The 14611-nt window shown below is 60.1% G+C and carries 3 protein-coding genes and 1 pseudogene; 3 read left to right on the forward strand and 1 reads right to left on the reverse strand.

Annotated elements, in window-relative coordinates:
- Positions 1–27: 27 nt before the first annotated feature.
- Positions 28–453: a hypothetical protein gene (locus ACOTZD_RS04480; protein WP_058658379.1), complete on the forward strand. Its 426-nt coding sequence runs from the start codon at positions 28–30 to the stop codon at positions 451–453.
- A gap of 39 nt (positions 454–492) precedes the next feature.
- On the opposite strand, the pseudogene ACOTZD_RS04485 reads toward ACOTZD_RS04480, so the two are convergent.
- Positions 493–1214: pseudogene (locus ACOTZD_RS04485) on the reverse strand (SDR family oxidoreductase).
- Between the two features lie 98 nt (positions 1215–1312).
- Here ACOTZD_RS04485 and ACOTZD_RS04490 point away from each other — a divergent pair.
- Complete coding sequence (locus tag ACOTZD_RS04490; RefSeq protein WP_023323641.1) at positions 1313–2230, forward strand: LysR family transcriptional regulator; 918 nt, start codon at positions 1313–1315, stop codon at positions 2228–2230.
- An 894-nt stretch (positions 2231–3124) separates the two neighbouring features.
- Entirely contained in the window at positions 3125–14548 is an 11424-nt protein-coding gene (locus tag ACOTZD_RS04495; protein ID WP_421636253.1) for a BapA/Bap/LapF family large adhesin, read from the forward strand.
- The last annotated feature ends 63 nt before the right edge of the window (positions 14549–14611 follow it).

Below are 14611 nucleotides of genomic sequence, written 5' to 3' on the forward strand. Positions count from 1 at the left end.
TACCCAACGATGCTATTGATACCCGGCATGTCAGCCTTTCAGCGTGTTAACGAACCAGCACCTGGCCTGGCCGGGCGGATGTTCTTCCAGGTGCACTGCCCGCATGGAAAAACCGGTCCCAACGTCGGGCTGCATCTGCACGTTCAGCGTAACCCGTTTTCCCGCTGCGAAATCTTCCTCGACCATTGGCAGCGGCATATAACCCCCCCGTCCGTGGAGCTGGCGCCTCAGTTCAACATTCGCGTCACCTCGCTTCAGCCGGGTGCCGTTGAAAGTGAATTATTCGAGCATATCAGTGACAAAAATTATCGTGCACAGATGGAACAGCTGAAGGAAAAGATGACGTTCCTGAAAGCCGATGATGTCGCCGACTCGATTCCTTACGTGTTGCAGGCACCGGAACATGTGAACGTGGCAGAGCTGTTTATTATGCCGCCCGAACAGCCGTGGTAAGAGAGTGAAGCGGGTCAGGCTGATGCCTGACACGCTACGTTAGTTTGCGGAGGCCGTAGGTCTGATGGTGATTTCGGTGGTATCGACACTCTCAGGCGCCTCGATGATGTGGCGCACGGCGCGAGCGATATCAGCTGGTTTGAGAGCAATAGCCCGGTACGCATCCATCACCGCCATGGTTTCTTCGTGCGTAATGGTCGAGGCCAGTTCGCTTTCCACCACTCCGGGGTTGACGCAGGTCACGCGGATGTTTGAACTTTCCTGACGCAAACCATCGGAAATGGCCCGGACCGCAAATTTGGTCGCACAATAAACTGCGGCCGTGGGCACGACGGACAAGGCACCGATCGAGCCAATATTAATGATCTGCCCCGAGTTCTGGGCTTCCATAATCGGCAGAACCGCGCCAATTCCCCACAGTACCCCCTTAATATTCACGTCAATGGTGCGTTCCCACTCATCCTGCTTGCCAGCCGAAAGCGGAGACAGAGGCATAATGCCCGCATTGTTAATAAGAACGTCAATGCGGCCCCACTTTTCCCGTGCTGCCTCAACGAAGGCGGCCATAGACTGGCGGCTGGTAACGTCTAATACCTGAGCCTCTGCCTCTCCTCCTGCGCTGCGGATTTCATCAGCCAGGGCGTGGATGCGCTCCAGCCTGCGTGCCCCCAGGAAAACTTTGCGCCTGCCTTTCCCAGCTCTCTGGCAATACCTTCTCCAATACCGCTGGAGGCACCGGTAATTAAGATCACTTTGTTCATGTTTTGCTCCTTCAGTTGAGTTCAAAGCAATCATAGAGTCTCAACATTGTTTCTTGTATCCTGCCTTTACTGGACTCACTGGTTAGCGATGTTAAACAATGAAAATTGATCTTAATTTGTTACCGCTTTTTCTGGCGGTCGCCGAGGAGCGCAGCTTCAGCGCGGCCGCCGGGCGGCTGGGCATCACCCGTTCCGCTGTCAGCCAGGGGATAAGACGTCTCGAAGATGGGTTTCAGACCCTGCTGGTGATGCGCACCACGCGCTCGGTAAGGCTCACCGAAGCGGGTGAACGGTTGCATAAATCGTTGCTGGGGCCCATCGCCAACATTGAGGCGGCCTTTGACGATGTCACCTCGGACAGCATGCCGCGCGGACAGCTCAGGATCGCTGTCACCTCAATAGCGGAAGCGTTTCTTTCTGGCCCACTGCTCGCCTCGTTTGCGGCAGCGCATCCTGCGGTATCGCTTGATGTCTTCGTGTCAGATGAGGAATTCGATATCGTGGCAGCGGGCTATGACGCTGGGGTGAGACTGGGCGAAGTTATCGAAAAAGACATGATCGCGATTCCCCTTACGGGCCAGCAGCGTGAACGGGTGGTGGCTTCACCTTCCTATCTGGCGACACACAGCGCACCGGCGCATCCCCGTGAGCTGGTCGCTCATCGGTGTATCGGCTGGCGCCCTTCCCCGGACGTTGCCCCCTATCGCTGGGAGTTTGAGGAAGCAGGCGTCCCTTTCGATGTGGCAATTGAACCACAAATCACCACTAACGATCTGCGTCTTATGCTCAGCCTCGCGCTGGCCGGCGGTGGTATAACCTTTGCCACCGAGGACACCTTCACACCGTACATTGAATCAGGACAGCTGGTTTCCTTACTGGATGCGTTTCTTCCATCTTTTCCTGGTTTTTATCTCTATTTTCCCCAGCGCCACAATATGGCCCCCAAGCTCAGAGCCCTGATCGAGCACATCCGCCAGTGGCGACAGCTCCCCGCCACGCAACCCACACAGCGTTGAATGGTTCCAACCCTGAATGCAGATTTTCCTCAATCTGCTGCGTCCCTTTGATGAGCATCAACGACAGCACGTCATTACCATGGAAAATGACAACGGACACGATGGGCAGGACTTCACACAAGGATGGAACCTTAAAAATGTACAGACCAATAGTTGTTATCCTCTTTATTCTTTTGACATTAGCCGCCCTCGTGGAAATCGGCTTAATTTCTTTAGGCTAATACCGATTGCCTCTGAAAGGCCACGCTTGCGGCCTTTTATTTATTAAACATGAGAAGAAATCACGTTATTTTTGGAGTAGCAGAAATTAACCCGCACGTAAAAATATATTTTATAAATGAGAGAATTTAAAATATATCATACACCAGATATTTCACCCTAACTTAAATTACTATTAAGCAGAAATTAAACCTAACCAAAATTAAATATTTACCGCACATTTTAATTATTATTATCGCCCCACCAGCACCGTTTTAAGGGTTTCACCTTTAACGCCAAAACCCTTTTACCCACGCGCCCTCATAGCTAACGAAATATATTAATGCTATCAATTAATCGCCCCTGCAATAGCCGTGCTGGGTTTACGAACACTTAATTTGCATATTCAGACATTTATAGCTATATCATTTTCATAACGAAATAAATCAATACCTGCACAAATAATAAGGCTTATAAATCGCAAACATATAAATAAACAACTATTTCCTGTGTAAATAATTAGCTTTGCCCTGAGGTTGCCACTTTTAATCCTGGCGGGCATCGGTCGCGCTAAAGAAAGTAACGGTAAATCCTGTTTATTAAACAGTATTTTCGCCGGGAGCGCGTTCGTCTCTTCAGAAACGATGGCTTTGTTTTACACGCCGTAACCAATCACTCAGCTGGAGTAATAATTGTATGAGCCAAATATCTGTTATATCTAAATTAACTGGCGTGGAAACGACCACGGAAGGGACACAGATAACACTCGATCACTCCTCAATCGTTAAACTTAACGTGGATCGCGCCGACATCTCAGGTTACTCCCGCAGCGGAAACGATCTGGTGATTACCCTCAACTCGGGCGAAGTGATTACCCTCAAGAATTTCTACGTCACCGACGCGCAGGGCGTGAGCCAGCTGGTGCTTGAGGAGAGCGACGGTGCGCTGTGGTGGATTGAAGATCCAACCGGTGCCGCAACCTATGAATCCATCGCCTCCACCGATGCATTACTGGCGGCGTCAGGGAGTGATGCCGGCGGCGCCGCTGCGTGGCCCTGGGTGCTGGGTGGCCTGGCCGCCGCAGGTGGGATTGCCATTGCGGCGGGAACTGGCGGTGGAGGTGGCGGAGATGACGATAACAACAGCCCGAATCCCGGCAATCCGGGAAATCCTTCCGAGCCAGATACCACGCCTCCGGATGCCCCCACCAATCTACAGGTCTCACCTGACGGCAAAACCGTCACCGGTACCGCTGAGCCGGGCAGCACGATTACCCTGAAAGATGCCGATGGCAACACCATCGGAACGGGCAAGGCGGGCAGCGACGGAAAATTTACGATTGATCTCGGTACGCCACTCACCAACGGGGAACAGATCACCGCCACCGCCACCGATCCATCCGGCAATACCAGCCAGGGCGGTCAGGTCACGGCACCGGATCTCACCGCACCGGATGCCCCGGCCAATCTGGAGGTCTCCCCTGACGGCAAAACCGTCACCGGTACCGCTGAGCCGGGCAGCACCGTTACCCTGAAAGATGCCGATGGCAACACCATCGGAACGGGCAAAGCGGGTAGCGACGGGCAATTTACGATTGATCTGGGTCCGCCGCTCACCAACGGGGAACAGATCACCGCTACCGCCACCGATCCGTCCGGCAATACCAGCCCGGGCGTTCAGGTCACGGCACCGGATTTAACCGCGCCGGATGCACCGGAGATTGTCACCGTCAATGATAACGTAGGCGCCGAAACAGGCCCGCTGAGCAACGGACAACGCACGGACGATGCCCGCCCGACCTTCAGCGGCATTAGTGAAGCCGGCACCGTCATTACCTTCTATGACAACGGGAAACCGATTGGCACCGCCACAGCCGATGCCACCGGGAAATGGAGCTTTACCCCGTCGACCAACCTGTCTGAAGGCAACCACGCCATTACCACCACCGCGACCGATGCCGCAGGCAATACTAGCCCGGCGTCCACGGCGGTAAGCTTCGTGGTCGATACCGTCGCGCCTGGCGCGCCAGCGATCGTCAGCATCACCGATGATGTTGCGCCTGGCACCGGCACACTCGGGAGTGGAAGCAGCACCAACGACCCACGGCCACAGCTCACCGGTACGGCGGAAGCGGGCTCGACGATCACCATCTATGATAACGGCATTGCTATTGGCACAGCGATTGTGGGCAGCAACGGAAGCTGGAGCTTTACGCCGTCGGTGAACCTGAGCGAAGGCAGCCACCAGCTTACCGTGCGCGCCACCGACGTCGCCGGTAACACTGGCCCAGCCTCGCCGGTCTTTACCGTCACGGTAGATGTCACCGCGCCGCAAACGCCTTCCGGGTTTATCATTAACGACGACACGGGCGTACTGAAAGGAGCGATCGGTGCCGGGCAGTTTACCGATGCCTCAGAGCCACGTCTGACGGGCAGAGGCGAACCGGGCAGCACGATCACGGTTTACGATAACGGCGTTGTTATCGGCACCACCACCGTTCTGCCGAACGGCACCTGGAGCATCACGCCGACGAGTCCACTGGCAGAAGGCGCACACTCGATTACCCTGCGGGAAACCGATGCGGCAGGCAACCAGAGCGGTCTGTCTCAGCCGATCAACTTTACCGTCGATCTTACGCCGCCAGACATGCCGGTTGCGACGCTCAACTCCGCAGGCACCCAGATCACCGGTACCGCCGAGCCGGGCAGTAAAATCGTCATCACCAACAATGCCGGGCTGCAAATCGGGACCGCCACTGCCGACAGCAACGGCAACTATGTCGTCAACCTGAACCCTGCGCAGACCAACGGCGAGATTATCTCCGTGGTCGCCTCCGATGCCGCAGGCAACCAGAGCTCACCGGCGCTGGTCAACGCAGCGGATATCACCCCACCTGCCGCACCGGGCAACCTGGTGGTGTCGGAAGACGGGGCCAGCGTCAGCGGAACCGCCGAGCCAAACAGCACAATCATCATTAAAGCGCCGGACGGTACGATCATCGGCCAGGCCACCGCCGGACCGGACGGCACCTTCACCATCCCGATTTCGCCAGCCCAGACCAACGGCGAAGCCCTTGAAGTGACGGCCACCGACGGCAGCGGCAACACCAGCCCGTCGGGCTTTGCCGACGCGCCAGACAGCACCCCACCGCTGGCACCGGAAAACGTGGTGATCTCTGCCGACGGCACCACCGTAACCGGTACAGCCGAGCCGGGCAGCACCGTCACCATCCGTGAAAATGGCGTGAAGGTCGGGGAAACGGTCGCCGACGATCAGGGGAATTTCAGCGTTGAACTGATCCCGCCGAAAGCCAACGGCGAAGCCCTGACCGCCGATGCCACCGATACCGCCGGAAACACCGGCCCGACCGCGCCGTTTGACGCGCCGGACATCACCGCGGCACAAACCCCGGTCATCACGGGCGTGGTGGATGATGCCCCAGGCGTCACCGGTCCTGTCAGCCAGAACGGTCTCACCAACGACAACACGCCAACCATCAACGGAACGGGCGAGCCTGGCACCACCATTACCCTCTACAGCGGTACTACCGTGCTTGGCACCGCGCTGGTTTCGGCGAACGGTCAGTGGTCCATCACGCTGCAAACCGCGCTACCGGACGGCGGGCACGTGCTGACGGCGACGGCGGTTGACGCCAATAATAACCTCAGCGGGACATCGAACACCTGGAGCATCACGGTGGATACCGCCGCGCCGGGCGCGCCGGCCATTACGCAGGTCATTGATGACGTACCGGGCCGCACGGGTGCGCTCGACACCAATGAAACTACCAACGACACGCTCCCGACGCTGAACGGTACCGGTGAGCCGGGCTCCACCGTGACGATCCGCCTGGACGGACAGGATATTGGTACTGCCGTTGTTAACAGCGGTGGCGCATGGACCTTCACACCTGCTACCCCATTAGTGAACGGGCAGCATACGTTCACCGTCGTCGCGAGCGATGCGGCCGGTAACGCCAGCGCACCATCAGCCGGCTTTACCCTTACCGTCGATACCACCCCGCCACCAGCGGCCACCATTGACACCGTCTCCGATAACGTGGGGCCCGTGCAGCTTCCGCTTAACAGCGGGGACACCACCGACGACACGCTGCCGCAGTTGCAGGGAACCGCACCGGACGGCACCACCATCACGATCTATGACGGAACCACCCTGCTCGGCACGGCGGTGCTCGACGGCAGCGGCGGCTGGAGCTTTACGCCAACCACGCCGCTGACGGACGGCCCGCACTCGCTGACGGTCCACGCAACGGATGAGGCGGGTAACACCACCATTTCGCCGCCGTTTGAACTGGCGATCGACACGACCGCGCCTGCAACGCCGGATATTCCTGAGATCACCGTCAACCCGGACGGCGGCACGCCGGGGACGGCCCTGAATCCAGGGGAGACCACCCGGGATACCACGCCAACCCTGAGCGGCTCGGGCACGCCGGGGGATATCGTGAACATTTACGATGGCGCTACTAAAATTGGTGAAGCCGAGATCGATGGCGACGGTAACTGGAGCTGGACGCCGGATGATCCGCTCCCTGACGGCACCTACGATCTCTCCCTGACGGTCACTAACCAGGACAGCGCCGGGAACGAAAGCGCGCCGTCCACGCCGGTGACCATTACCATTGATACTGACGCGCCTGCCCAACCGGGAACCCCAACGGTGACAGACAGCGTAAGCCAGATCACCGGACCCGTGCTGGATGGCGAATCCACCAACGATCCGCGTCCGGTCCTGAGTGGCACCGGTACGCCGAATGACGTCATTACCATCTATGACCAGGTGGGTACAGGCGAGCCGCAGGCCGTGGGCAGCGTTACGGTGGACGGTAACGGTAACTGGAGCTGGCGTCCTGAGAGCAACATTGGCGAAGGGACGCACGAATACACGGCGACCGCCACCGATGAAGCCGGGAATGAATCTGTGCCATCAGCCGGTATCACGATAACGGTCGATACCCTCGCCCCGGATACTCCGGTTATCAGTGCCATTGGTGGCGTGCAGAATGGCGAGTCTACCAACGACACTACGCCAGGCATCGGCGGAACCGGCACCACCGGCGAGACGGTGATCATCTACAACAACGGCGTGGAAGTCGCGCGCGTAGAGGTCGTCAATAATGAATGGTCCTATACCCTGCCGACACAAACCGACGGCCCGCTGAATATCACCGTCGCCGCGGTGGACGATGCCGGTAACGTTAGCCCGGTAAGTCCGGTCTTTACGGTGGAGGTTGATACGCAGGCGCCAACCGTGCCGCAAATTGACGCCGTCTCTGACAGCCAGCTGACCAACAGCGTGCTTTACACCCGCGACGGTACGCCAACCCTCACCGGGATTGGCGAGCCGGGTTCGAGCGTCACCGTCTCCGTTGATGGTGTCGCCTCGCCGGTGGTCGTGGAGGTTCAGCCGAACGGGACATGGTCCTGGACCGCCGACCCTGCGCTCACCGAGGGGCCGCATACCTTCTCAGTGGTCGCGAGTGACGCGGCGGGGAATACCTCCGCCAGCTCCGGCGATCTCAGCGTGACGGTGGATACCCTGCCGCCTGCAACGCCAACGAATATGACCATTGCCGCGGAGGGCACCCCGCTGACCGGGACGGCGGATGACGGAACCACGGTGACGGTTCGTGACGCCAACGGCAATATCATCGGGACCGGGGTCGCGACGGGAGGCTCCTTCTCCATTGCCCTCTCCCCGGCCCAGTTGGATGCCGCGACGCTGACGCTGATCGCCACGGACCCCGCAGGCAATGCCAGCCCGTCAACCACCTTTGACGTGCCGGACTCTCCGCTCGAGCTGCCTGCGGTGCCGGTGATTACGGCGATCAACGATGACGTCGATCCCGTCACGGGCGACGTGAAAGATAAAACCACCAATGACACCACGCCTACCCTTACCGGCACCGCCGATCCGGGCAGCGTGATCGCCATTTATCAGGATGGATCGCTGCTTCCGGTGACCACTGTCGTTGCGGATACCAACGGCAACTGGAGCTACACGCCGCTGTTGCCGCTGACGGAAGGGCCACACACCTTCGCCGTGACCGCTACAAACACCACCACCGGCGCGACCAGCGGGCAGTCGCCTGTCGCGACCGTCACCGTCGACCTTACCGCCCCGACAGCGCCAGCCATCGGTGCGGTGACCGATGACGTAGGTCCGATCACCGGGCCAATCGCCGACGAGCAGAGCACCAACGATAACCGTCCTACCCTGACCGGGACAGGCACGGCCGGGGACACCATTACGGTGTACGATGACGGCGACCCGCTGGGCACCGTTATTGTCGGTCCGACTGGCACCTGGAGCTACACGCCGCCTGCGCTGGACGACGGCAGCCACACCCTGACCGTGACCGCCACCGATCCGGCAGGCAATGAGAGCACCCCGTCGGCCGGGATCACCATTGTGGTCGACACCGTCTCTACCACGCCGGTGATTACCAGCGTGACGGATAACGCAGGCAATGCGGCAACGCCTGTTCCAAGCGGCGATCCAACCAACGACACCACGCCAACCCTGACCGGTACCGCTGAGCCGAACAGCGTCGTCGCCATTTTTGATGGCACCACGCAGATTGGTACCGTGGCAGCAGACGGTACCGGCGCCTGGACATTTACTCCTGAAACCGCCCTCGGCGAAGGGACGCATGACTTTACCGTCAGAGCCACGGATCCGCAGGGCAACGTCAGCCAGCCGTCCAACGCCTGGAGCGTCGAAATCGATCTTACTGCGCCACAGGTGCCGACGATCGTTACGGTCAGCGACAACGCCCCGGGTGGCGTAACCGGCCCGCTTACCGCCGGGCAGGTGACAAATGACACCACGCCAACCCTGAGCGGCACCGGCCAGGCGGGCACCACTATTCACGTTCTGAATAACGGCGTGGAGATTGGTACCACTACGGTCGACGGCAACGGTAACTGGACCTTTACGCCGGATCCGGTCCTGACGGACGGGACGTATAACCTGCGCGTAAACGCCAGCGATGATGTTGGAAACGTCTCCGCCAACTCGCCAGTGTTCGCCTTTACGGTGGATACCACTGGCCCTGCGGCCCCGGTGGTCACCACGGTGATAGACGATGTCAGCCCGGGAACGGGAATCATCGCCAGCAACGGTTCCACCAACGACACCCGTCCAACCTTCAACGGTACGGGGGAAGTGGGCGCAACGGTGCACGTTATTGTCGATGATGTGGAAATCGGCACGGCGGTCGTCAACGCCCAGGGTAACTGGACCTTCACGCCGACCACCGCGCTGGGTGAAGGGCCGCATACCATTACCTTTAACGCCACCGATGCCGCAGGCAATACCGGGGTCACCTCGCCACCGTTCAACCTGACGGTGGATACGACGGTGCCCGAAGCACCGGTCTTTACCCCCGCCACCGACAATGCCGGTCCCGTGCTGGGCCCGGTCGCCTCGGGACAAAGCACAGACGACACCACGCCAACGCTGAACGGCACCGCGGCAGCCAACGCGACCATCACCATCTATGAGAATGGTCAGCAGGTGGGCACCGCCGTGGCGGATGCCAACGGCGTATGGAGCTTCACCACCGGCACGCTGGCAAACGGCAGCCACACCTGGACCGCCACGGCAACCGATGCCGCGGGCAACATCAGTCCTGCCTCACCGGGCTTTACGCTGGTTGTGGATACAACTGTGCCTGCCGCGCCGGTTATCACCCAGGCGATAGACGATGTTGGCACCATCACCGGGGCGATTGGCTCCGGCCAGACCACGAACGATCCTCTCCCGCGGCTGGTGGGGACCAGCGAGCCGCTGGCCACCGTGAATATCTACGAGGGCACTACGCTGGTGGGCACCGGTACTGCCGATGCTAACGGCAACTGGACCGTCGATATCACCGTGCCGCTGGGCACCGGGTCACACACCTTTACCGCAGAAGCAACGGATCAGGCGGGTAACACCGGCGCGCCGTCCGCCGACTTCAGCCTGATCATTGACACCACGCCGCCAGCGCTACCGGTGCTGACCAGTGTCACCGACGACGTCGGTAATGCTGCGACGCCTGTCGCCAACGGCGGGTTAACCAACGATGCACGACCAACGCTCACCGGTACGGCAGAAGCCGGCGCGACGGTAACCATCTACGACAATGGGGTACAGATTGGCACCGCGGTCGCCACCGGCGGCGCGTGGAGCTTTACGCCGTCCACCCCGCTGGCTGACGGGCCGCATAATCTGACCTTCTCCGCCACCGACGCCGTGGGCAACGCCAGCGCACAGACCGGGGGTTACACCATCAATGTGGATGCCACCGCCCCTGTCGCACCGGCAATCACCTCGATTGTGGATGATGTGGGAACCGTCACCGGCCCTGTCACCGGCACCAACCCAACCAACGACACCCGTCCGACCTTAAACGGTACGGCGGAAGCCAATGCCACCGTACGTATTTACGACGGCACGACGCTGGTGGGAACCGTCACTGCCGATGCCAACGGCAACTGGACGCTGCCGCAAACCAGCACCACGCTGATCGAAGGCGCGCATAGCTTCACCGCCACCGCCACCGATGCCGCGGGCAATACCAGCGCGCCATCGCCGATTATCACGATCAACGTTGACCTGACGCCGCCAGCAGCCCCAACCGGGCTGGCGGTGATCACCAACGGGACGCAGGTTACCGGTACGGCGGAAGCGGGAAGTACCGTCACCATCACCAGCAGCACCGGAACCGTGCTTGGCACAGCCGTTGCGGACGGCAGCGGAAACTTCAGCGCCACCCTCACCCCTCCACAGACCGGCGGGGAGTCACTGATTGTCTTTGCTACCGATAAGGCCGGTAACGCGGGTATCACCACCTCCGTGATTGCCCCGATCACCACGATCCCGAACGCGCCGGTTATCGCTAACATCGACGATAACGTCGGCACGGTGACGGGCAACCTGACCAACGGGAAAACCACCGATGACACCACGCCAACCCTGAGCGGCACGGCGCAGCCGAACGCGACCATCACCCTCTATAACAACGGGGTGCTGATGGGCACGGTCACCGCGAATGCCAGCGGCAACTGGAGCTTCACCACGCCGGTGCTGAGCGAAGGGCCACATGCCTTCACCGCCACGGCGAGCAACGGCTCGGGCACCAGCCCGATTTCCACGTCGACCACCGTCATTGTCGATCTCACTGCGCCAACGGCTCCAACCGGGACCTTCAACGCAGACGGCAGCGTACTGACCGGTAGCGCCGAAGCGGGCAGCACCGTCACCATCCGTCTGGCGGACAATTCAACGGTCACCGCCACGGCAGACAGCAACGGATCCTGGAGCTACACCTTCCTCAATAAACAGACGGAAGGCCAGACGCTGCAAATCACCGCCACCGATGCGGCAGGTAACGTCTCGCTGCCCGGCTCAGCCCTTGCGCCGGTGGTGCCGCTCTCTGCCAGCACCAACGTTGAAGAGCTGGCGCTGACGACCACCGCAACGGTGACCAACTCGCAGTACAGCGACTATGGTTTCCTGCTGGTGGGCGCCGTAGGTAACGTGCTGACGCTGCTCGGCAACGACACCGCGCAGGTAGGTTTCACCGTCGGCAACGGCGGCAGTGCGGATATTGCCGTGAACGCCAACGCCACGGGTGCCGTTCTTTCCCTGCTCAATACCCTTGAGCTGGTGGTACAGCGCTTTGACGCCGCCAACAACACCTGGACCACCGTGGTCGATACCGGACAGCCGCAGTTCGCTGACCTGCTGACCCTCGGCGCGACGGGGGTGTCGCTGAACCTGAACGGTCTGGCGGATGGTCAGTATCGCGTCCTGAGCTACAACACTAACCTGCTGGCAACCGGCTCTTACACCAGCCTCGATGTGGCGGTGAAAGAGACCAGCGCAGGCACCGTGTCCGGCGAAACCAACATTGTCGGTAACGTCATCACCGACGTGGATCCAACCGCAGGCAGCGACAACGCCCCGGCGGGCACCACCGTCACTGCGGTCACCAACGCCCAGGGCACCACCACCAGCGTTACGGCTGACGGCACGGTGATTCAGGGGCAGTACGGCACGCTGACCATCAACCTGGACGGCAGCTATACCTATAACCTGACCAACACCAGCGCCGCCGTCATTGGCCGCACGGAGAACTTTACCTACACCATCACCCACAACGGCACCAGCGCCTCGGCAAATCTGGTGCTGTCGCTGGGCGAAGGCACCAGCAGCAGCGGTATCGTGGCCGTGGACGATACCGCCTCGCTGACCTTCGATACCACCGTGGAGGCGATCAACAACGGCACCTCGTCGCAGGGCGGCTTTACCCTGGTGGGGATCAACCTTGGCAATACGCTGGGGCTGAACCTGCTGGACGATCTGGCCAACCCGATCATCTATAACGTGGAAGAAGGCACCACCCGCACCATGACCGTTCAGGCGTCCGTGGGCGGCGTCGCGCTGGCCTCGGTGTTCGACCTTTACATCTATAAGTTCAACAATGCGACGCAGACCTTCGAGCAGATGCGCGTTGAACCCGGCTGGCTGCGCGCGCCGCTGCTGGGCGGCACCTCCCCGCAGCTGACGCTGAATCTGCCCGCCGGTGAGTACCTGTTCCTGCTCAATACGGCGGCGGGGATCACCGCGCTGACGGCCTACACGCTGAACGTCTTGCAGGATCATGTCTACAGCGTGGCAAGCGTGAGCGAGAGCACCACCGGCGATGTGCTGGCGGATGATATTGCGCCAGCGGGTACCGTAGTCTCCGACGTTAACGGCGTGGCGGTGAACAGCAGCGGTCTGACGGAGATCACCGGCGAGTACGGTACGCTGCGGATCAACGCGGCCGGAGAGTACACCTACACCCTGAACAGCGGGGTCGGCGCGGACCATATCAGCACGCCGGATACCTTCGTTTACACCATCACCGCGCCTGACGGCTCGAAAGACACGGCATCGTTGAACATCACCCCAACCGCGCGCCCAATGGATGCGGTAAACGATGTCAGCACCGCGATGGACGTCACGTCGGTTCACCATACGGCCGCCTATTCCGATACGACGGTCGGGTCGGCGAGCTGGAACGCTGCGCTGCTTGCCTCAACCCAGGGCAGCGGGAGCGGGACCTTCGTGGTGGATCCTAATACCGCGCTGCATAACGTGGTTCTGTCGTTTAACGTCGCCTCGCTGCTGACGCTTACCGGGTTAACGGTGGACTGGACGCTGTCCAACGGCGCAACCACCGTCAGAACCGGCTCGTTTAACGGTGGGTTACTGCTGGGCGGCACGGCGACCATCAACCTGACGGGTCTCGATCTGGAGGCGGGAACCTATACGCTGAGCTATACGGGCAAAATGGGGCCATTGGGGGTAGGAAATATCACCATCACCCCAAGCGTGACCGGCACCAGCTACTCGCTGTCGCAGTTCGACGCGACGGGTACCCACACCGTTGACGGCAATATCTTCGACGGCACCGACTCCGCAGGGGCGATGGACCAGCTCCACTCGGTTGATACCCGCGTGAGCATTACCGGCTACGACGGCGTTACCACTACGCTGGATCCGTACACCGGCAGCACGATGTCAAACATCACGGGCCACTACGGGACGCTGGCGATTGCCGCTGACGGCAGTTACACCTACACCCTCAACCCGGGTATCTCGCTCTCTACCATTACCAGCAAGGAGGTCTTTAACTACACCCTGACCGATGCCAACGGTGTTAAAGATACCGCGTCGCTGACCATTGACATGGCGCCGAAATTTGTCAGTTCGGAGCATAACGATGTGATTAGCGGTACGGCCTACGGCGACACGTTGATTTATCAGGTGTTGAACAACACGGCGGGTAACGCCACCGCAGGTAACAGCACGGGCGACCACTGGACGAACTTCTCCCTCACGCAGGGAGACAAGATCGACATTGGCGATCTGCTGGTGGGGTGGAACGGTAGCGCGTCGACGCTGGGGAACTATGTCTCTGTTTCACAAAGCGGTAACAATACTGTGATCTCCATCGACCGTGACGGCACGGGAGCCGCCTACACTAAATCTACACTCGTTACGCTGGACAATGTTCAGACCACCTACGACGAGCTTGTAAACCAGCAACACATCATTACCTGATAGCACCTGCAAGAAATGACCCGGGCGCGCGCAGCGCCCGGGCATAAACAAAAAAGCAGTACT

The sequence above is a fragment of the Enterobacter cloacae complex sp. SHL022 genome (genome assembly GCF_049237785.1).
GTDB classification, from domain to species: Bacteria; Pseudomonadota; Gammaproteobacteria; order Enterobacterales; family Enterobacteriaceae; genus Enterobacter; species Enterobacter hormaechei_C.